Annotated in this window: 20 protein-coding genes; 5 read left to right on the plus strand and 15 right to left on the minus strand. The window is 60.2% G+C overall.

Annotated features, from left to right (window positions below):
• Positions 1 to 44: 44 nt before the first annotated feature.
• Genes BUA15_RS02960 through BUA15_RS02975 form a run of 4 tightly spaced genes read right to left on the minus strand, consistent with a single transcriptional unit; the run spans position 45 to position 2,027 of the window.
• Positions 45 to 530, minus strand: a complete 486-nt coding sequence (locus tag BUA15_RS02960; protein ID WP_072714446.1) for a hypothetical protein — start codon at positions 528 to 530, stop codon at positions 45 to 47.
• 18 nt (positions 531 to 548) lie between these two features.
• A complete protein-coding gene (gene rsfS, locus BUA15_RS02965; protein WP_072714447.1) occupies positions 549 to 1,001 on the minus strand; it encodes a ribosome silencing factor in 453 nt (150 codons plus the stop codon).
• Between the two features lie 11 nt (positions 1,002 to 1,012).
• Positions 1,013 to 1,480, minus strand: coding sequence for a LytR C-terminal domain-containing protein (locus tag BUA15_RS02970; RefSeq protein WP_143149549.1), 468 nt, complete (start codon positions 1,478 to 1,480; stop codon positions 1,013 to 1,015).
• A gap of 43 nt (positions 1,481 to 1,523) precedes the next feature.
• Entirely contained in the window at positions 1,524 to 2,027 is a 504-nt protein-coding gene (locus tag BUA15_RS02975; RefSeq protein WP_072714449.1) for a hypothetical protein, read from the minus strand.
• A 167-nt stretch (positions 2,028 to 2,194) separates the two neighbouring features.
• Here BUA15_RS02975 and tsaD point away from each other — a divergent pair, with 167 nt between their 5' ends.
• From tsaD to mltG, 3 genes are read left to right on the plus strand one after another with little or no spacing between them, the layout of a single operon-like run.
• Positions 2,195 to 3,205 (plus strand): tRNA (adenosine(37)-N6)-threonylcarbamoyltransferase complex transferase subunit TsaD, encoded by a 1,011-nt coding sequence (gene tsaD / locus BUA15_RS02980; protein ID WP_218587559.1) that lies wholly within the window; start codon positions 2,195 to 2,197, stop codon positions 3,203 to 3,205.
• A 20-nt stretch (positions 3,206 to 3,225) separates the two neighbouring features.
• Positions 3,226 to 3,591, plus strand: a complete 366-nt coding sequence (pheA, locus tag BUA15_RS02985; protein ID WP_072714451.1) for a chorismate mutase — start codon at positions 3,226 to 3,228, stop codon at positions 3,589 to 3,591.
• The gene (mltG, locus tag BUA15_RS02990) at positions 3,588 to 4,634 is read left to right on the plus strand and encodes an endolytic transglycosylase MltG (RefSeq protein WP_072714452.1); all 1,047 of its coding nucleotides are present in this window, start codon (positions 3,588 to 3,590) and stop codon (positions 4,632 to 4,634) included. Before pheA ends, mltG begins: the two co-directional genes overlap by 4 nt.
• Here the strand turns inward: mltG and BUA15_RS02995 are convergent.
• Positions 4,615 to 6,207: an OmpP1/FadL family transporter gene (locus BUA15_RS02995; RefSeq protein WP_072714453.1), complete on the minus strand. Its 1,593-nt coding sequence runs from the start codon at positions 6,205 to 6,207 to the stop codon at positions 4,615 to 4,617. The genes mltG and BUA15_RS02995 overlap by 20 nt on opposite strands.
• 125 nt (positions 6,208 to 6,332) lie before the next feature.
• The gene (locus BUA15_RS03000; protein ID WP_072714454.1) at positions 6,333 to 7,688 is read right to left on the minus strand and encodes a hypothetical protein; all 1,356 of its coding nucleotides are present in this window, start codon (positions 7,686 to 7,688) and stop codon (positions 6,333 to 6,335) included.
• Between the two features lie 224 nt (positions 7,689 to 7,912).
• Here BUA15_RS03000 and proS point away from each other — a divergent pair, with 224 nt between their 5' ends.
• Together proS and BUA15_RS03010 are read left to right on the plus strand one after the other, a co-directional pair.
• Complete coding sequence (gene proS, locus BUA15_RS03005; protein WP_072714455.1) at positions 7,913 to 9,403, plus strand: proline--tRNA ligase; 1,491 nt, start codon at positions 7,913 to 7,915, stop codon at positions 9,401 to 9,403.
• Between the two features lie 131 nt (positions 9,404 to 9,534).
• The gene (locus BUA15_RS03010; protein ID WP_072714599.1) at positions 9,535 to 11,985 is read left to right on the plus strand and encodes a TonB-dependent receptor; all 2,451 of its coding nucleotides are present in this window, start codon (positions 9,535 to 9,537) and stop codon (positions 11,983 to 11,985) included.
• A 15-nt stretch (positions 11,986 to 12,000) separates the two neighbouring features.
• Here the strand turns inward: BUA15_RS03010 and nfi are convergent, their stop codons facing one another.
• The 9 genes from nfi to trpD form a co-directional block, all read right to left on the minus strand.
• Positions 12,001 to 12,666 carry a deoxyribonuclease V gene (nfi, locus tag BUA15_RS03015; RefSeq protein ID WP_072714456.1) on the minus strand — a complete coding sequence of 222 codons (666 nt, stop codon included), beginning with the start codon at positions 12,664 to 12,666 and terminating at the stop codon, positions 12,001 to 12,003.
• Between the two features lie 60 nt (positions 12,667 to 12,726).
• Positions 12,727 to 13,065, minus strand: coding sequence for a DUF4296 domain-containing protein (locus tag BUA15_RS03020; protein ID WP_245771898.1), 339 nt, complete (start codon positions 13,063 to 13,065; stop codon positions 12,727 to 12,729).
• 385 nt (positions 13,066 to 13,450) lie between these two features.
• Positions 13,451 to 14,383 carry an ATP phosphoribosyltransferase gene (gene hisG / locus BUA15_RS03025; protein ID WP_072714457.1) on the minus strand — a complete coding sequence of 311 codons (933 nt, stop codon included), beginning with the start codon at positions 14,381 to 14,383 and terminating at the stop codon, positions 13,451 to 13,453.
• A 35-nt stretch (positions 14,384 to 14,418) separates the two neighbouring features.
• Positions 14,419 to 15,525, minus strand: coding sequence for a DUF4837 family protein (locus tag BUA15_RS03030; protein WP_072714458.1), 1,107 nt, complete (start codon positions 15,523 to 15,525; stop codon positions 14,419 to 14,421).
• A gap of 72 nt (positions 15,526 to 15,597) precedes the next feature.
• Entirely contained in the window at positions 15,598 to 16,425 is an 828-nt protein-coding gene (gene trpA / locus BUA15_RS03035) for a tryptophan synthase subunit alpha (RefSeq protein ID WP_072714459.1), read from the minus strand.
• Positions 16,426 to 16,788: 363 nt separating this feature from the next.
• Complete coding sequence (trpB, locus tag BUA15_RS03040; protein ID WP_072714460.1) at positions 16,789 to 18,027, minus strand: tryptophan synthase subunit beta; 1,239 nt, start codon at positions 18,025 to 18,027, stop codon at positions 16,789 to 16,791.
• Between the two features lie 205 nt (positions 18,028 to 18,232).
• Positions 18,233 to 18,892 (minus strand): phosphoribosylanthranilate isomerase, encoded by a 660-nt coding sequence (locus BUA15_RS03045; protein ID WP_178139371.1) that lies wholly within the window; start codon positions 18,890 to 18,892, stop codon positions 18,233 to 18,235.
• Positions 18,893 to 18,902: 10 nt separating this feature from the next.
• Positions 18,903 to 19,724, minus strand: coding sequence for an indole-3-glycerol phosphate synthase TrpC (gene trpC / locus BUA15_RS03050; RefSeq protein ID WP_072714462.1), 822 nt, complete (start codon positions 19,722 to 19,724; stop codon positions 18,903 to 18,905).
• A gap of 199 nt (positions 19,725 to 19,923) precedes the next feature.
• Entirely contained in the window at positions 19,924 to 20,976 is a 1,053-nt protein-coding gene (gene trpD / locus BUA15_RS03055; RefSeq protein WP_072714463.1) for an anthranilate phosphoribosyltransferase, read from the minus strand.
• Positions 20,977 to 20,978 lie beyond the last annotated feature (2 nt).

Genomic DNA, 20,978 nt, shown 5'->3' on the forward strand with positions numbered 1-20,978 from the left:
GTTGCTTCGGCTACGTTGTTTGCACCGGAGCGTTTCCCGTTCGGTTATTTTTCAGGCTTGTGAATTTCAAAGGTAAAGACGCGGTCGTTGAGCTTCAGCGTGTAGCTGCCTGGCGCAAAGCGGTCTGCCAGCATCAAGTAAAAGCGAAAAGGACGCACCACCGGCCGACACCGTTTGCGCTGAGGCCGACGCATCCAGAGCTGAATCCGCAGCAGGGTGCCGGCCCGCTGTTGCGTCACGGCATCTAGCTCGGAGCAGGCATCTGGCAGACTTCCCTTGATAAGTAATTCGACGGGAACTGTATTCCTCGTCCCGTGAAAGGGAGCCGGACGTACGTGAATGGTATCAATCGGGACTGGATAGCGCCAGTACGCCACGGCTGAATCAGGTAACGTCAGCGTCAGCGTTACCCGACCGTCCGGTGCCCGTTTCGCATAGCGATGCCCGAACTGATCGTCAGGAGCTAGCAGGCGGGGACTTACACAGGCACTTAGCAGCGCCAGTCCTATCACCCCGTACTTCCATCGCATCGCCCCGGCAAATGCCCACTAGCCTGTTGTCGCAATCGGCTCCTTAAGGAGCTGCACCTCGGCCCCCGTACGATCTTCGGTAACCTGCTCCTGGGGCGCATCCCCCCAGAGCCGCTCCAGGTTATAAAAAGCCCGCTTTTCGGGCGTGAAGATGTGCACCACGACATCCACGTAATCCAGTACCACCCACTGCAGGTGCTCCCGCCCCTCCACATGCCAGGGACGCTCCTGGCAGCACTGCTCAATCCGCTCCTCAATCGCCTCAGCAATGGCACGAATCTGCAAATCCGATTGGCCGGTGCAGAGCACAAAGTAGTCGGCCACCCCACTAACCTGGCGCATGTCTATGACGACCAGGTCCTGCGCCTTCTTCTCCAGAGCCGCATCAACGGCATGCCGCGCCAGCACGCGAGACGGATAACGCACGCGCTGCTGAGCGTCTAACGGCGATACTGTCTGAAGCTGAGCCATTCCTCCTTGTTTTAGTCCAATTGATTTCTAAACGGTGCCAGTTGCGCGTAATCCTTTCCAATAATGACGGACGCATCCAGAAAGAGATCCGGACGAATTTGCTGACGCACCCGATCTTCGGGGATGCCCAGCACAGCCGCTACTTTGCGGGCAGCTTCCAGATCACCTACGCGATCAATAACCAGCGAATACGGCACGTCGAATGAGGTGTGGTCTCCTACCTCAACCACGTCAAATCCGTGTCGGCGTAAATAACGCGTCGCCTGCGCCGCTACACCGTCCACCCCACACCCATTGCGCACCTCTAGCTGGATAATGTCCCCTACCAGACGTGCCGGATTTTTTTCTCGGACCGGATCAACACGCGGCGCCAGCAAGCGCACCCCCAGGGCATACAGCAAAATCCCAACGCTCCCGATCAGGAAAATAAGCAATGCATTTTCAAGCCTTCTGGGACGCCCTTTCGTCCTGCGCCTCATCTTCTTTGCCATAGCGCACCATCAGCATGGGCGCCTGCGCCCCTCACCGGTCGTTCCAGAACCAGGCTCCCCGTGCACCTCGGAACGGATAGTAGCCGTACGGTGCCATGAAGTAGCCATACGGACTCTGCCGCACTGTCAACTGAAAGAGCATATTCTCCCGCGGCCGGTAGGCAATCTCTGCATTCCGCAAGAAAATCTGCGGACGTCGGTTCAATCCCAGACTGCCCCCAAAAGGCGAATGGGCGATCCCTATGTCCACGCGAGCCGCCAGCTTGTTACTGAATTGCCAGAGCATAGAGTTCGTGTAGATACCCAGCGAATAGCTGGCCCCACCAAAGGTACCCATGCTCATTTCATAGGAGTGCTGCATGCGGAAATGCTTCGGGCTAAACAGGTCGCTCAGCGAAAACCCGGTGCCCGGATTGTAAAGCCGCATCGGAGCGCGCTGCACCGCCGAAGAAACGTCGGCGCGCAACTGGGCCTGAGCCGGAACGGTAACGCCCAGTAAGATCACAAAGCCGATTAGCAGGAATATCTTACGCATAGCTTTTCCTGAAGTTAGGAGCGTTGCAAGGGTATAGTGTACACGATCCGGTCATCATTGTCAAGAACGGTCCGGCGCATCAATTGTTGCCCGAGCGGAAACCTTTCGTCTTTTCCTGCATGCCTTTCAGCTCAACGCGCTGCTTAAGCAATTACCCTGCCGTGGCTTTGCCTCGTGTTATTCTGGGTATTGAAACGTCGTGCGACGACACGGCGGCGGCCGTGGTCGTCGAAGGACGCCTGCGCGCGAACGTCGTCGCCTCGCAGCAAACGACGCACCGCCGCTACGGGGGTGTCGTACCGGAACTAGCCTCGCGGGACCATCAGCGCCGCATTGTGCCGGTCGTCCGTCAGGCGCTGCAGGAAGCGAACCTGACCTCTCGGGACCTCGACGCTATCGCCGTCACCTACGGCCCCGGGCTGGTTGGCTCGCTGCTGGTAGGCCTGAGCTTTGCCAAGGCCTTTGCGCTTGGCCTGGGGCGTCCGTTGATCGGCGTCAATCATTTAGAAGGGCATATTTATTCGGTTTTTATTGAACCACCATCTCCCCCCTTTCCTTATCTATGCCTGATTGTTTCAGGCGGACACACGCAACTGATGCGCGTTGACGAGGGCTTCCGCCATACACTCCTGGGGCGCACGCGTGACGATGCCGCCGGTGAAGCCTTTGACAAAGTCGCCCGCCTGCTGGGCCTGGGCTATCCAGGCGGCCCGGAAATCGACCGCCTGGCCCGCCGAGGCAAGCCGGATTTTGTAGCCTTTCCGCGTCCGCGGCTGGAAGGCTATGACTTTTCGTTCAGTGGCCTGAAGACGGCTGTGCTGTACTACCTCAACCGGCTGCCAGAAAAAGAACGGGAGCAACTGCTCGAACAGCATCGCGCAGACCTCTGCGCCTCCTTTCAGCAGGCTGTTGTCGATGTGCTAATGGAGACGCTCCGCCGCGCTATCTGCGACACAGGACTCCGACATGTTGCCATTGTGGGAGGCGTCTCGGCCAACTCAGCGTTGCGCGCCGCCGCCCAGCGGCTAGCCGAGGAACTGAATGTTCGATTGTATATTCCTCCCCTGGCCTACTGCATGGACAACGCAGCGATGATCGCTGTTACCGGCTACTTTAAAGCACAGGCGGGTCTGCAAAGCCCGCTCACGCTGGCAGCAGTCCCTGCACTGTCTATCTAACATCTGGCGACTTTAATACCATGTCGTTTGAACTGCTCCACAGCGCCATTGACCACGCCCAGAACCATCGCCCGGAACTGCCGGAGTCGCCCACAGAGGCCGACATGATTCCCTGGCGACGACGCATCGACGAAATCGACCGGGCCATCCTACGCCTGCTTAACGAACGCGCCCGCTGCGCTAACATTATCGGCTACATCAAAAAGAAGCTGGGTTTGCCGGTCTACGTACCCGAACGTGAAGAAGAGGTGCTGCGTAACGTGCTCTCAGCGAACGAAGGACCACTTTCCAATGAAGCGGTTCGCCGCCTCTTCGAACGCGTGATCGACGAAACGCGCGCCCTGGAACGTCAGAAATATCAGGATGCGCCCTCCGAGCACCCATGAGACGCTGGTTCGTCGCACTCATATCGGCCCTTTTTCTGCTTACCGGAGGCCTGGCCTGGATTGCGCTAGCTCCCAATACCCCGGCTTTTGAGGGTACGCGCGGCGTCAAAATTCCCCGAGCTGCTACGTTTGCGCAGGTAGTCGATTCTCTGGAGGCTGCCGGTATCCTGCGACGCCGTGCTTCGTTTGTCTGGCTGGCTCGTCTGACCGGATGGCAGCATCAGATTAAAGCGGGGTACTATACTTTTGAAGCAGGCGTTTCCAACTATCACCTGCTCAGCGTTCTGCGCCGAGGGCTGCAAACGCCCCTCCGGGTCACCATTCCCCCGGGCTCACGCCCTGAAGTGGTAGCAGCGGTAGTCTGCAAGACGCTAGCCTGCGCTCCCGATTCGCTGTTAGCTGCCCTGCAAGACGCTGGCTTAGCGGCTGAGCTGGGCACCGACACGCTCCATCTGTTTGGCCGTCTGCTACCCGACACCTACTTCTTTTACTGGCTTACCGATCCCCGCACGGTCATCCGCCGCATACACCGCCACTTTCTGGACTTTTTCACGCCTGAGCGTCGCGCGCGTGCCGACAGCCTAGGCTTAACCATCGACGAAGTGCTCACGCTGGCCTCTATCGTCGAATGGGAAGCAGGCCCTGAAGAGCGACGGCGCATTGCCGGCGTTTATCTGAACCGTTTGCGCCGGGGCATGCCCCTACAGGCTGATCCTACCGTTCAATACGCCATCCTGCAACGGGAAGGAAAGAAACGTCGCCTGCTTTTCGCTGACTATCGGATTGACCACCCTTACAACACCTACCGCTTTCGGGGATTACCTCCCGGCCCCATTACGAATCCTTCGCCTGATGCGATCGATGCAGTGCTCTACGCGGAGCAGCACGATTACCTGTACTTTGTGGCCGACGGCAAAGGCGGACACGTCTTTAGCCGTACGTTTCGGGAGCACGTGCGAGCAGCCAACCGCTACCGCCGCCTGATGCAGCAACGCCGCCAGGCAAACCGCACGAGCCGTGCTCCTATCGGCGCCGACGAATAGCCGGGGCCTTTGGTGGCGGAAGCGTGTACGTCAATCCGATCACGAGCCGGTTTCGTCGCACCGTTTCACGCACAAACGGAGGCCGCTCAACGTCCCCATAAGGCTGATAATAGTCCTCAAATTGCTCCTGCGTCCACCCTATGTGGAAGCGGAACGACTCGGCCAACTGGATTGAGGCCCCCAGGGAACCAAAAACGCGCTGGCGGTCAGTCTCTGTTTCTCGAATCTCGGACCTGTGCGGATCCGGGAAGACGGCCAGGCCACCGTACAGGGTGGTTCCTCCCAGTTGATAGGCCAGGCCCAGCCGCGTGTTCACCACCGGCTCCATCATGTCCCGGACCTGACGGTTCAACTCTTGAATAAAGCTTCGATCAGTAGCTGCATCAAAGCGCAGTTGCGACCAGTCGATCAATTCCAGGTCCAATCCCACGTAAAGCTGCCGCGTCTGATAGGCTGCTCCTATCCGCAACCGCCAGGGCGTGCGAATCTCATAGTCAAATGAGCCTGTACCCGCATCCCCGGGCTGCCCACCGTATTGCAGCGATCCCCCCTCATCGAAGAAAGTTTCCAGCACGGTACTGTACTCCTCCTGAACCGAGAAGAAAACCGGTGTTTCTATGCTTGCGCCCAATCGCCAGCTCGGCGAAAGCCGCGCCGAGAGCCCAGCCCGCACACTGAATCCCTGCAGATCCGCCTCAAAGAAGTCCTGCGCTCGCAGATAATCGAAGCCCCGCAGCAGCCCTCCTTCAACGGCCACTTCGTACAGATCCGGCGTGTTTTCGTCGCGAAAGTCGTCCTCCTCGTACTGCCGCTCAAAGCGATAAAAGCCCGTGACAATCCCGATCGAAACGCCTAAAAACAAATCCGGCGCTGCCTCAATGGCACCTCCAAAGCTTAGCTCATGCAACCCTCCTTCTTCAGTTACCTCCCCGATCTGCCGGATGGTCGTTCCAGGCGCCACGGCCTGGTAAAAGGGATAACGTCCGGCCTCATATTCTGCGGGCAGAAATTCAATGGCTCCGGCCTGATAGGCTATGAAAGGAATGTCGTTGTTGAATTGCAAATCTCCGTCGTCGGTTACCGTATATTCTCCAGGATACGGAAGATAGGAGTCGGTGATTGAGTTGGCACTGTTGTCGCCCTGAAAGTAAAGGCGGCGCGTGAAATCAGCTACGCGGGCATAGGCCATTCCCAGCACAAGCGAGCCGCGTACAGTCGGGACCTTGTAAACGGCCGCCAGGTGATCCAGGTTGGTGGCACGCAGTTCACTTTCCCAGTCGAAGCGGTTGCCGGGCACGTAGTAGGTGGCGGCATCCCGGGCGTTCATCCACGTCAATCCTCCTATCACTTCCGAAGCGCGGTAGTAGCCCAGACCTGCCGGGTTGCTGTAAAGGGCACCGTAGTCCGCCAGCCCGGCTGCACTGGCACCCGACATGGCCGTCAGGCGCGCGCCCACTCCTGGCAACCGCTGTGAAAAACGCCAGGCGTCCGCTACAGTCTGCGCACGCACCTGTCCTGCGGTCAGCATAAACAAACAGAATCCACCAAACAGATACCGCAATACGTTCCTCATGGTCTACATTGCGCTTGATGACAGGGAGTTGGTGAGCTGCGCTGCCTCCCGCACAAAAGCCCGCGCTCGCATACGCTCACACGGGCTTTTGTGCGAAAAGCCTTCCGCCGCACCGGTACGCCGGCTCAGTGATTGCCCCGCGCTCCACCCCGTCCATGGCTTCGCACTGTCGCCCGGCTCCTTTCCGGAGCTCTATGCCCAGCAGACCGAACAGCCGGAGTCGAACGCGGCGCCGGAGCCGACCGGATGCGAGATGCAGGAGGATGGCTGCTGCGGGGCCGAGGCGGGTGCACTCGCGGTGCAGGCGCCGTCGAGCGGACCCTTGTCCGGGTGTGCCCTGGTGTGAAGGCCCGCACGGACGGTGCCCGATGCATAGCCCCCAGCTCATGCTGATACTGCCGCATTTCCTGCCGATCGTCGTGGTTGCCGCGGGGCCGTGTGCGCCGAGTGGAACGTGCGGGTCGGTCAGGTGAGCGCCTGGCCGGGGCCCGCTGCACACGCGTCCGCGCATCCTGGTTGCCGGCCGGACGCTTCACCGTGGGCCGCCGTCGTTCAGGACGAACGGCGGAGCGACCGCGCTCCGTCTGCCGTGTTGGTCTACGCGTCACCGTCGAGCGGGTACGCTCCCCGGAACGTCGGGTACCCCGCGTTACCACCGAACGTCCTGTCGTAGCGCGGGGGCGCTCCGAGCGAACGCGCGTATCACGCGAGCGCGTCACCGTACGCGCTCGCGTCCGCGTAGCCTCCTGCGTGGAATGTCGTTCCACGCCGGTGGACGTGCGTCGCGGCGCTACCCGGGTGCCTCGCGTTGTACGGACAATCGACCGCGTGCGCGCGTATGTATCCTCCCGCTCATACCGGCTGCGTCCTCGGAGACGTGGGGTGCGCCCTATCCAGGCGCTTCGCCCCAGCGAAGTCCCCCGCGGCGCATAGTTCCAGGCGACCCGACCGCGAGAGGGCGTGGCAAAAAAGTAGTGGAGATGTCCGGGATAGTAGGCCCAGTAATAGGGACTATAGTAGTAATATCCAAAGCCGTAGAACCAGTAATACCCGTGATGCACGTGCGGCCAGTGTAAGAACGGATCCCCGAAAAAGAAGCTCAGCCGAAAGCGGAACGTCGGGCCGTAATAGAACGGATCGCAATAGAACGGGTCATAATAAAACGGGTCAAAGCAGTCGTAGTAGAAGAAGGGGTCCCCATAGAAACGAGCAAAATAGCGGCGGTAGTAGTACGGCGGGCGATCGTAATAGTAGTATTCCTTAACAACTGTACGGTCGTCGTCGTAGCGCTCCACAATCACCCGGTCCGGCAGACGTTCGTACGCTTCCTCTGCTTCTTCTTCATAATAAACCCGTTCGGTGGCCGCCAACTGCGTATAGCAGCCCGTCAATCCCCCCACAAGCAACCCGGCCAGCAGCAGACTCCAGAGACTGCCGCGGGCCGATTTCCTCATGCGCAAGGAGTGCAGCAGGCGGTTCATGGTTCGGGGCGGTCTGGTTAATCGATTGTTCACGATGTTAACGTCGGGGTGGTCCAAAAGGTTTGGCGGCTTGCCAACAAGAACCCGCGCCCCTATATTCGCGGACGCTTTCCGGTAAAAAAAGAACCAAATTGCAGACCATTTTCGACTTTAGCGGTGTTTGAAGCGTTAGAGAGGCGCTGAGCGTCTGGCGTGTCCTGTTTTGCTTTCAACCTCTGTACAATATGGCTGACGTTATTACACCACGTTCGGTTGACTACGCCCAGTGGTACGTCGATGTCATCCGGGCGGCTAAGCTGGCTGACTACTCCCCCGTGCGGGGCTGTATGATTATCCGCCCCAATGGCTATGCGCTCTGGGAAAACATGCGGGCCGTGCTGGACCGCATGTTTAAGGAGACGGGCCATGAAAATGCCTACTTTCCGCTATTTATCCCGGAGTCATTCCTGGCCAAAGAAGCTGAGCACGTCGAGGGCTTTGCCAAAGAGTGTGCGGTCGTAACGCATTCCCGTCTGAAAATTGACGAAAACGGTCGGCTTATACCGGACCCGGCGTCAAAGCTTGAAGAAAACCTGATCGTTCGCCCCACCAGCGAAACCATTATCTGGGATACGTTCAGCCGTTGGATTCAGTCCTGGCGCGACCTGCCCATCCTGATCAATCAGTGGGCGAACGTAGTGCGCTGGGAGATGCGCACCCGTCTGTTTCTGCGCACCATGGAATTCCTCTGGCAGGAAGGTCACACCGCTCATGCCACCCGCGAGGAGGCCATCGAAGAGGCGCTTCGCATCCTGGATATCTACACGACATTCGCTGAGGAATACATGGCAATGCCGGTCATTCAGGGCGTCAAGACGCCCAGCGAGCGCTTTGCCGGAGCGGTCGAGACCTACTGCATCGAAGCGCTCATGCAGGACGGCAAAGCTTTGCAGGCCGGCACCAGTCACTTTCTGGGCCAGAACTTTGCAAAGGCATTCGACTGTAAGTTTCAGAATCAAAACAACGAACTGGAGTACGTCTGGGCTACATCCTGGGGGGTCTCGACGCGTTTGATTGGCGCACTGGTCATGACGCATTCTGACGACCAGGGGCTGGTCCTGCCTCCCCGCCTGGCCCCTACGCAGGTTGTGATTATCCCGATCTTCCGCAACGACGCAGAAAAGTCGGCCGTGCTGGAGCAGGCGCAGCGCATGGAGCGCGAGCTGAAAGATGCGGGCTTTACGGTCAAGCTTGATGCACGGGAGACGCACCGGCCTGGCTGGAAGTTCAACGAGTACGAAGTGCAAGGCGTCCCACTTCGGATCGCCATTGGGCCCCGCGACGTTGCGCAGGGCACCGTCGAACTGGCCCGCCGCGACACGCGCACTAAAGAGACCGTCCCCCAGGAGGGGCTGGCGGCACGCGTACGCGAAACGCTTGAAGCCATCCAACAGAACTTGCTGGCCCGCGCGCGCGCCTTTCGCGACGAAATGACCACGCGGGTCGATACCTACGAGCAGTTTAAAGAGGTGCTGGAGGAAAAAGGCGGCTTCATTCTGGCCCACTGGGACGGCACGCCGGAAACCGAAGCACGGATCAAAGAAGAAACCAAAGCCACCATTCGCTGTATCCCGCTTGACCGAGACGCTGAGGCCCTGGGCACTCGGGAAGAAGGTCGCGATATGCTCACCGGCAAACCCTCCAAACAACGCGTTGTCTTTGCCAAAGCCTATTGAAATCGCTTGCCCACTGCCGATAATTTCCAGGTAACGTCCAACCAACCATCAGCCCGCCTGATTTATCTAAAACCGCTACTACGGTTGAGCATACACCTGACAGGATGATGCCCCGGGGAGGCGGGCGAGGTATGGTGCGTTCATCACTGGCGTTTCTGGTACTGCTGCTCCCGGCTACCCTTGCTCAGGCGCAAGGATGGGGACGCGTAACCGGACGCGTTACCGATGCGGAGACCGGAGCCCCGCTGGCCGCCGTAACTGTGCTCGTTGACGGCACCAACTATGGCACGGCTACCGACGAGGCCGGCCGCTACCAGCTCCGCCTGCCAGCTGGTCGCTACGTGCTGCGTTTCTCGGCCATTGGCTACGAAACGCGACGCGACTCTGTGACCGTCGCGCGCGATCAGACAACCCGACTCGACGTGCAACTGGCTGTCCAGGTCGTCGAACTGGCAGATGTTACCGTCGAGGCACAGGCTGTCGAAACGGAAGCCGGTGTTTTTACTATCGACCCGGAAACGGCCCAGCGTATCCCGGCACCGCTCAGCAGCGGCTTCCGGGCATTGAAAGTGCTTCCCGGTGTTGTCTCCAACAACGAACTGTCGTACCAGTATTCTGTCCGAGGCGGAGGCTACAACGAAAATCTGGTCTTCATCGACGGCTTTGAGGTATATCTGCCCTTCCGGGCCCAGAAAGGCGAGCAGGAAGGACTGGGATTGCTAAACCTGGCGCTTACAGACCGGGTAACGCTTTATGCCGGAGGCTTCCCGGCTCGCTATGGTGGTAAGCTCTCCTCAGCCCTGGAAGTCCGCTATCGACGTCCCTATCAGGAACCTCTGCGGGGATCTGCCACCCTGTCGCTGCTTGATGCGGGGCTGGCGGCCGGCGCCTCTGCCCTCAACGGCAAGGTGGGTTGGATGCTCGGAATTCGAAAGGCGCGTGCCCGCCGCTTTTTCAGCACGCAGGAACTCAAGGGCAACTATCAGCCGGATTATACCGATCTACAGGGCACGTTGACGCTTCGCCCCTCTGCGCGGTACACCCTGGAGTTTTTAGGAATCGTGGCCCGTCATGACTTTCTGCTTGATCCCGGCACGCGCAAGACCTACTTTGGCACGGTCAGCTTTGACCCGACGCAACCGTCTAACCTGGAATCCATCTGGCTGGACTACGAAGGCGAAGAACGCGCAGGCTTCCGGACCTACTTCGGAGGCGCACGTCTTTCGAGCTGGCTGAGCCCGGGCTTTCGGCTCTCCCATGAGGTTGCCTATTTCGAGACCGTAGAGAACGAATACCGTGATGTGCGTGCCCGGGCCGTGCTCTACCAGGTAGACCCCGGTAGTGGCGAACACGTGCCCGAAGGCGCAGCCCGCCAGCAAGATACCGCCGACAACCAGGTGCGCGTGCAAACCTGGACTGCCGCCCAACGCTGGCAGTTCTATCCGCAAGGCCACGCCCTTGAAGCAGGCGTGTACGTGCGGCACCTCGTCTTTACAGATCGGCTGAATGAACGCTCGGTGGCCGTTGGCGCTGACCCATCTGGGTCTGGATTATTGCGCGTGGTACTGGACAGCCTGAATGCTCGTGCTCGCCTGGGCACCTGGCAGAGCGGTGGCTATGTGCAAGATGCGATTGAACTGCTTCCTGAAAACCGCCTGCTGGTAACGCTGGGTGCACGTCTGGACTACTTTGCCTTCAACGGCGAATGGACGTTTTCGCCCAGGCTTTCGGTTCGTTACAAAGCCTCCGACGTGCTCACGCTGACCGGCGCCTGGGGCATTTACTATCAACCTCCCTCCTATCAGGAACTGCGCGGCCAGCCCTCTCCGGAACGCCCACTGCGCGACCAGCTCAACCGCAACCTGAAGGCCCAGCGCGCTCATCTGGTGGTCGCCGGTGCCGAATATTTTCTGCCCCGCAAGCGGCTCTACCTCCGCGCCGAAGCCTACTGGAAAGACCTGGATCGCCTGATCTCCTACGAAGTCGAAAACGTCCGCCTGGAATACAGCGGCCTGAACGACAGCTACGGCTACGCCTACGGACTCGACCTGCAGGTGCGCGGCGAGTTCGTACCCGGCGTCGAAAGCTGGGTCAACTACGGCTTTCTCGTTACCCGCGAACACTTCCTGCCCGCCTACCAGAACGCCTACAACGAAGGCTGGCGCCCCCGGCCCACCGACCAGCGCCACACGCTGTCGCTTTTTGTGCAGGACTATGTACCCGGCGATCCTACCTGGAAGCTACACCTGCGCATTCTTTTTGGCAGCGGGCTGCCCTACACGCCCCCCGTACCCGGCCGCCGCGTAGGCACCTATGTTGCCCAGGTGCCCGGCCCCCGCATGTCAGCCCGCTACCCGGAGTATCGCCGCGTGGACATGGGTGCCACCAAGGAGCTGGAACTGACCCGGCTGCCCGACGGCCGCCCCGTCTATCTGGAACTGAGCGGCGAGCTGCTCAATGTGTTCGATATGACCAATACGGTGGACTATACCTGGATTCCCGGCCAGAACGGCATCTGGAAACGCATTCCCACCCGTCTGACGCCCCGCACCTTCAATCTTCGCCTTCGAGTGCGATTTTAACGGTGCGCCGCCGCGCTACCCGAAGCTTTTCCGGCTGAGCTGGTCGGCTCGTCGCGTTGGTTCTGGCAGGCGAAAGCGTGTGGTGCAGCGCAGCGTGAGCGCTACGGCCGCTTCCAGCGTCATGCGGTGCCCTACGCTCACGTACACCGGCCGCACTCCTGTGCGCGTGCGCACTACAGCCCCAATCACCTCGCCATTGTCATACAGGAGGGTCCAGCTTCCTTTTTCCACCCCGGGTTCGTCGTGATGCCCGGTCAGCCGGGACTTGGCCACGCCCACCGATGGATGATCCAGCAACACGCCCAGATGCGTGGCCAGTCCGCACCGTCGCGGATGGGCCCATCCCTGTCCGTCCACCATGAGCACGTCTGGCCGGATGCGCAGCCGGGCCAACGCCTGCAATAGCAGCGGCACCTCCCGAAAGCTGAGCAGTCCGGGGATGTACGGAAACGCAACCGGTCCTTCGACCACAACGCACTCCAGCACCTGCTGCGACGCTACCTGCCAGACCACCACGGCCGCCCGTCCCCGCTCGCCCCGCACGCTCACGTCCAGTCCGGCTACCGTTTCCATGCGGTCCGGTACCTCAAAGCGTACCTGCCGGGCCAACTGTCGCTGCAACGCCCGCGCCTCTTTCGGCGACAGGTTCCAGGGATGGGATACGCGCGGAATCAGTCCCATACAGATTGATCGCCGGTTCGACAAGCGCCCCCCTGCGCCGCTGGTCTCTTGCTGCCCGGCTTATCGGGGCGTTGCTTCGTTGCCGTAGTGCTCGGTCATCAACTGTTGCTGCACCTGCTGGTAGAGCTTTCGGAAGGCTTCCGGATTGCGCGCGTAGGTTTCCAGCCGACGCGCTACCGCAGCCGAATCCAGCCCATAATGCGCCAGCACCGAATCGCGCATGGCTGGCGTTACGTCGCCTACCAGGGCCTGCCGGGCTGCCAGCAAATGCAACTCCACCAGGACGTGCACCAGCATGCTATCGACAGCAACTCCTTCTGAGGTTTCCCCTCTGCATCCCGGCAGCAACAATCCAACGGCCAGGCACGCAACGGCCAGTCCCTTTCTTTTGCCGCTCATGCCAGAATTCTCTTGCAGGTTTACCTGCAAGATACGCTGCTCGCGGCTGCCCTGCTCAATGCAGCCGTTTACCGACAGTCAGGAAAGCACCAGAGAGCTTCCTGCTGAAGACACAGCCAGACAAAAAACAGGCACCCTGCCAGAAGCCTCCGGAAGTCAGCTTACTGTTTCCATAGCTCCAATCAGCGTCAATCTTAGCCTGTGGGCGAAAGCAAGCATCTTACAATCAGGCTGATTCCTTTGACCCATCGACCATGCCAGGTTAGCAGCACCTTTTTAAACGCAAACATGGCTCTCTGCATGTCTAATACGGGCCCTCTCCAAACCACAAGCGGCAGCCTGCGCTGGCGCAGGCTGCCGCTTGCTATGCGTTTCAGGATATGGATCAGGGGATCACCTTGTTGAGAGGGTATTCGATAATGCCTTCGGCACCGGCACGTTTGAGCTCAGGAATGAGCCGGCGCACCTCTTTTTCTTCAATGATTGTTTCGATGGCCACCCACTCCTCCCCGTCGGCTGCCAGCGGCGAAATGGTCGGCCGCCGCATCGCCGGCAACATCCGGATAATCTTTTCCACGTCGGCCTTACGGGCATTCATTTTCAGGCCCACGCGGTTTTCGGCCCGGATGGCCCCCTCCATCAGCATCGCGATGTTTTCGATCTTGCGTCGCTTCCAGGGATCCTGCCAGGCCTGTTTGTTGGCAATGAGTTGCGTGTTCGATTCCATGAGCACTTCCAGGATGCGCAGCCGGTTGGCCCGCAGCGACGCCCCGGTTTCGGTGACCTCTACAATCGCATCAACCAGCTCGGGACATTTGGCCTCGGTGGCGCCCCAGGAAAACTCCACCTCTGCCTCCACACCACGCTCGGCCAGCCAGCGCCGGGTCAGATTGACCACCTCAGTAGCGATGCGCTTGCCCTGCAGGTCCTGAACTGATCGGATGTCAGAGTTTTCAGCCACCGCCAGCACCCAGCGCACTGGCCGCATGCTCTGCTTTGAATAGATGAGATCGGCCACGGTGACCACATCGGCGCCGGTCTCCAGCACCCAGTCCTTCCCCGTAATGCCGGCATCAAAGACGCCGTCTTCAACGTAGCGGGCCATTTCCTGGGCCCGCACAAGCATGGCGCTCAGCTCTTCATCGTCGGTCGAAGGAAAATAGGAGCGCTCCCGAATGCTGAATTTGAAGCCAGCCTTTTCCAGCAACTCCAGGGTGGCCTGCTGCAGGCTTCCTTTGGGCAGGCCCAGCCGCAACACGCGGCGCGGCGGTTCCTCAGCCTGTTGGGTTTGGGTCTGCGTAGCGACTTCGACAGCCATAGAACAACGCAGGATTTTTGGCGGGTTTGTTCAGGTTAAGGGGTTGCAGGGGTAGACGCAGCCTCCAGGCGCGTCCGGAAGGTATAGGCGATGACCTCCATCTGGCGCAGAAACTCGCGTTTTCGAAAGCCAGGGGCAAACACCATCCCGTCGATCATGTAGAGCCGTCCGCTCTGCTGATCATAGAACGTATAGTTGACGAACGGGCCGCCCATACCGGCCGGAAAGAGCCGTCCGTCTGCTAACTCGGTCACCATGTGCCAGAGTCCGCGGGTTTCGTAGCCATAGCGCCCCAGAAAGTCGATAGCGCGTGTTTCGAGCGGTTGGCGGTAATCGATCTGCACAAAGCCTCCCGCATTGCCCTGCAGGTAGCGTCGGGTGAGCGAGTCGCGCGTGGCATAGATCCAGGCCGGGGTCAGCCGTGCCGGATCTGCATTCTCTTCATAGTACACGAACAGGCTGCGCCAGGTGTCGGGAAGCACGCGCCGCAACCAGACAAAGCGCGTCGTGTCAAGCACAATGACATAGTCGTGCTGCACGTTCACCGCAAAGCCATGATGCGCCATGAGCGTATCTTCCAGGTGGAACTGCCGGCCTTTTTCGAACATTTCGGCCGCCAGCCACTCCCGGGCCATCTCGTTAAAGGCAGCCCGCAGCCGGGGTGTTGCCTGGCGTATTGCCGCGGCAAGCTGCGAATCCGTCTCGGCCACAACAAAATAGACCAGTTGGCGCCGCCGCCACAGATCGCGCCGGGGCACTACAGCAGCCGAACCGGCCCGCACGGCCTGCAGGGCTTCGGCCGAAAACGCCTGTTGCACCAGGCGAGAAACGCGGCTTGAATCGCGCAGCGCGGCCACAAACAGTACGTTCTTGAATTTCTTAATGCGATCCAGATCGTCCTGCGTTCGCGGCTCGATAGGCCGCAGGGTAAAGAGCGGCTCCGGATTGGGCAACGTCTGTACATAGTAGCCAAGCGCCAGGCGCAGGGCTTCACCGACCGGCCCTGTCCATAACGTAGAATCAATGACGACCTGAATTTCTCCATTCTTGCCAATAGCCAGCGGGCGGTAGTCCACCTTACCACAGCCAAGCACCAGCGGCAATCCAAGCATCCAGAGTCGTGTAGCAAAGCGCCAGGGCATGGTATGCTGCAGGATCTAATGCCAGGCAATACTGCGCGTGGAACGTTGCCGCATGGCTTCAGGTGCCCTGACTCAGGAAATCGGGACCGACGTGCCGTATTTCAGGCCATGTACAAAACGGCGCACCGTCTCCTGCCGACTCTCGAACGTCTGCGCCGGATCATCCCAGAGCCGCTCAACCAGCCGGATCAGCGCCGAGCCCACAATAAATCCGTCGGTGTGCCGGCTCAGGCGCCGGGCATCTTCATGGGATTTGATCCCAAAGCCTACCAGCAAGGGATTGCGGGTAACCTGGCGCCGGGCGCGCTGAAGGTAAGCCTCTACTGCGGCGGGGTCGGCGAGCTGGCTTCCGGTAAGCCCCGTGACTGAAACGGCATAGACAAAACCTGTCGCCCGGGCATCAATCGCGCGGATGCGTTCGTCCGGCGTGTTCGGAGCGATCAGATAGACCATGGCCAGGCCGGCTGCCCGGGCTGCGTCGGCCAGCTCCTGGCCTTCTTCGGGAGGCAGATCAGCCAGAATCAATCCATCCACACCAGCCTGTGCAGCATCGCGGCAGAAGGCCCGGTAGCCATAGCGATAGATCGGGTTCAGGTAGCCCATAAGCAACAGAGGCGTCTGGCTACGCGCCCGAAACCACTCGGCCGTGCGAAACGCATCGGTCAGGCGCACGCCATGCTGAAGCGCGCGTTCACTGGCACGCTGAATCGGCACGCCTTCGGCCAGCGGATCGCTAAACGGCATGCCCAGCTCAATGAAGTCTGCCCCGGCTTCGTCGATGACCTCCAGCAGTGGACGCGTGCTTTCCGGATCGGGAAAACCGTTCGTCAGAAACAGGCCCATGGCTTTCTCTCCACGGGCCTTCAGCGCATCAAACATTGCTTGCAGGCGATCGCTCATATTGTTCATTAGCTGGTAGGATACCGATCCTGGCACCAGTAGGGTTCTCTGCAATGGTAAGTTGCCAGACAGCCTCCGTTGGCGTCCGGCGTCGCCAACCGACCTGGACCGGTGCGGCCGCCCTCTTGGAACGCACGATGGTTGGGCCCGAACAGGCCAGTTGTTCTGTTCCGGCGGCAGGTGCACAGGGTGATCAAATCGCCCCCGGGCCGGATGGCCAAGTACTCCTGTAGTCGAATCGAACGCCGGTGATGCCGGTCAGGGTTGTATTGTGACGCCATGGCCAATAATGGTCGAGGCTACCGCGTCCTGCAGGCGCGTGGCCGTGTTACCACTGCTTGTGTTTGCTGTGGTCTACTGAGGTTATGCCATGTTTTTCTGGTTATCACTCCCCTGATACCGTGCAATGGTCTCCATGTCTTTGTCGCCCCGGCCGGACAGGTTGACTACCACAACAGCATCTGGTCCCAGCTCACGCGCCAGGCGGGGCAGGAAGGCCAGCGCATGAGCCGTTTCCAGCGCCGGAATGATACCCTCGGTGCGGGCCAGCAGGCGCACGCCTTCGAGCGCCTCCTGGTCGGTAGCCGTTACGTAGGTCACCCGTCCCAGATCTTTCAGATAGGCGTGCTCGGGTCCCACACCGGGATAGTCCAGTCCGGCCGAGATAGAATGGGCCAGTTGTACCTGGCCGTCGTCGTCCTGCAGCAGGTAGCTCATGGCTCCGTGCAGGACGCCGGGGCGCCCGCAGGTGAGCGTGGCGGCGTGTCGGCGGTCGAGTCCTTCACCGGCTGCTTCGACCCCGTACAGTCGCACCTGTTGGTCGTTCAGGAAGGGATAGAAAAGCCCCATGGCGTTAGAGCCACCTCCCACACAGGCCACCAGCGCGTCAGGCGTTTCGCGGCCGATATGCTCGGCCAGTTGCCGTCGCACTTCGTCACCGATCACGCGTTGAAAATCGCGCACCAGCATCGGGTATGGATGGGGGCCCACGACCGAGCCAATCAGGTAGAACGTCGTGTGCACATTTGTTACCCAGTCGCGGATGGCTTCATTGGTCGCATCCTTGAGCGTACGGCTTCCACTCTCGACGGGACGCACCTCAGCGCCCAGTAGCTGCATACGCAGCACATTCAGATGCTGGCGCGCGACGTCTTCGGCTCCCATGTATATGACGCACTCCATGCCAAAGCGGGCGCACACCGTGGCCGTTGCCACGCCATGTTGTCCGGCTCCTGTTTCGGCGATGATGCGCGTTTTGCCCATGCGCCGGGCCAGCAGAATCTGGCCAATGGTGTTGTTGATCTTGTGGGCGCCCGTGTGGCATAGATCCTCCCGCTTCAGATAGACCTGCATGCCTCCCAGCGCTTCGCTGAGCCGGGGTGCAAACGTCAGCGGCGTAGGCCGGCCTACGTATTCCTGAAGCAACGCGTGGTATTCCGCCCAGAAGGCCGGATCCTGTCGTGCTTCGGCATAAGCTGCCTTCAGCGCCTCAAGCGCCGGTACCAACGTCTCGGGCACAAAGGCGCCGCCATATGGGCCAAAATGACCACTGGCATCCGGTGCATTGTAGGTCTCCAGGGGCTCAAGCTTCGCAGTCGCCATCGTGTTACGAAATCCAGGGTCTGTATGGAGCAACCGGCCGGGCACCTGGCTCGCCGCTCCCTGAGTATTACAGGATCGACGTCCTACGCCACTAGAACGCTATCCACTGGCGTGACATGCACCTCTGCACGCATCCGTAAATGGGCAAGGCATGCCACCCCGACATCTGGGTTCTCGCTGGCGCGCCTGTTGCCCTTTCCCGGCCTTACTCCATAGCCTCCGCTTCCAGTTGCTTGCGCAGCGCGTGAAACACCTCGAAAAAGCGCGCCAGCTTGTCGAAATCTTTTTTACCCGGCGCGGTTTCTACACTACTCGACAGATCCACCCCCAGCGGACGCATGGTGCGAACCGCCTCCTCCAGGTTATGCGCCCCAATTCCGCCCGCCAGCAGGATCGGATAGTCGGCCGAGAGTTCACGGGCCAGTCGCCAGTTAAACGACTCGCCTGTACCGCCCCAGAGATTTGTTTTGTGTGTGTCAAGCAGGAAGTACGTTACCCAGGGACGATAAGGCTCCATGAGGGCCCGCAACTGTTCGGCCGACGCATCGTGCACCACATGGATGGCTTTGATGATCGGCGCGTCGATCTCGGCGCACCAGGCTGGCGGTTCCGTGCCATGCAGTTGGACCATTGTAAAGCCCACTTCTTCAAGGGCCCGGTTCACCACATCAGGCGTGGCGTTCACAAACACCCCCACCTTTTCTGGTCCATGGATCCACTCAATGATTTCCCGGGCCACCTCAGGGGCGACATAGCGTGGACTTTCCGGATATTGAATGAACCCCAGAAAGTCCGCGCCGGCGGCCGCACAGTAACGGGCATCCTCCAGGTTTGTAATGCCGCAGATTTTAACTTTAAGCATCACATTTTTTTGGTTAGACGGCCAGGCGCAACGTATCAGAAGCCATCAGCCGCTGGCGCACCTCCCGACGCAGCCGTTCCAGCGCTTCCCCTGGATGCGTTGCCCGCATAAAGGCTTCCCCGATCAGCACTGCATCAATGCCGTGCCGGCGCAGATGCACCAGCTCGTCGGCCGTGCGCAGACCACTTTCGGCTACGCGAACAATGCGTTTCGGTACATGCCGCAGCACCTGCACGGCCCGGTTGACATCTACCTCGAACGTATGCAGGTCGCGATTGTTGACGCCCAGGATTTCAATCTTATCCAGGTCAAGCTGGTCTAGCTCACGCTCCGTATGCACTTCGACCAGACACGACAGGCCTAGTTCAACGGCCATGTCGTACAGCTCGTGCAACTGGACTGGATCCAGCAGCGCGGCAATTAACAAAATGGCATCGGCTCCATAGGCTCGCGCTTCGACGACCTGGTACGGATCCAGAATGAAATCCTTTCGGAGCAAGGGAAGGTCAACGGTGCGCCGCGCTGCTTCCAGATGCTCCAGGCTGCCCTGGAAATAATCCGGCTCGGTCAGGACGGATATGGCCTGCGCGCCGTGCCACTTGTACTGACGCGCCAGTTCCGGTACGTTAAGCTCTCGCCGGATGATACCGCTGGAGGGCGAGGCTTTTTTGATCTCCGCAATAATAGCCAGCTCCTCTGAGCGCAGCGCGGGGCGCAGCGGCAACGTGGGACTCTGATAGTGCGAACGTTCTACCAGCAGGGCAATGGGAACGCGACGCTTTCGTTCTTCCAGACGTTCACGGACAGTCTGTGCGATCTGATCTAAGCGGGTCATGGCAACTTCCTCCAGGCTACGGTGGACGATTGGTCAGCCAATGATGCAGCGAAACGACGCAGTCGTACGCAGTGCTACCTTCGGCCCCTGACGGGGCCAGTAGTAGGCGCCATACCTACTAAATCGCTCATCGTAGCAGGTGCACCGTCCTAATAGACCGGGCTTTCCAATCGATATGCACAAGGCACGGTTCATAGCCTTAAGCTGCCGGTTGTCGCGTGGTTGTTTCCTGTGCAGCCTGGCGGGATACGCGGATCAGTTGCTCCAGGCGATTTCGGGCAGCCCCGCGATCAATGCTTTCGCGGGCAGCCTCCAGGCATGCCTGCAGATCGTCTCCAAAGCGTCCACTCACGTAGAGCGCATAGGCTGCGTTCAAGAGCACCACATCGCGGTGCGGTCCGGTCTCCCCGTCGAGTACTCGGCGCAGCAGGCGGGCATTGGTGCTGGCATCGCCGCCCCGCAATTGTTCCAGGGGCGCCCGCGACAGTCCTAACATTTCCGGGGCAACGCGTCCGCTCCGGGGTGCCTCGTCGCCTTTCCGGTACTCATAGGTAACGGTCGGGGCAGCCAGCGAAAGCTCGTCAAGTCCGTCCTCGGCATGAACAGCCACCACGTGCTCTGCTCCAAGACGCGCCAGGATAGCCGCCATGGTGGCCGCTACGTCCGGCCGAAAAGCGCCCACAAGCTGGCGCCGCACACCGGCCGGGTTGCAGAGCGGTCCCAGGATGTTGAAAAACGTTCGCACTCCCAGCGCCCGCCGCACCGGCATGACGTGACGCATTGCCGGATGAAAGCGCGGAGCAAAGGCGAAGGCGATCCCCACCTCCTCCAGACAGCGCTCGACACCTTCCGGTCCCAGATCGATAGCCACCCCCAGCGCTTCCAACACATCGGCCGAGCCGGCCTGCGACGACACCGAACGGTTGCCATGCTTTACCACCGTCACGCCGGCCCCGGCGCATACAAAAGCGGCTGCGGTTGAAATATTGAACGTGCCCGAACGGTCACCGCCCGTCCCGCAGAGGTCAATCGCGCATGGGTCGTCCACGCGCACAGGCACGGCATATTGCCGCATGACACGCGTAAAGCCCACCAGTTCGTCCAGCGTTTCTCCCCGCGCCCGCAGTCCCATGAGCAGGCCGGCAATCTGCTCGGGCGAAGCTTCCCCTCGCATCATCTGATGCATGGCCGCTTCGGCCTCCTCCTGCGTCAGCGTGCGGCCTTCAGCCAGGGCTGTCAGGTAGGGTTGCATGA

Source organism: Rhodothermus profundi, from assembly GCF_900142415.1.
In the GTDB taxonomy this organism is placed as follows: domain Bacteria; phylum Bacteroidota; class Rhodothermia; order Rhodothermales; family Rhodothermaceae; genus Rhodothermus; species Rhodothermus profundi.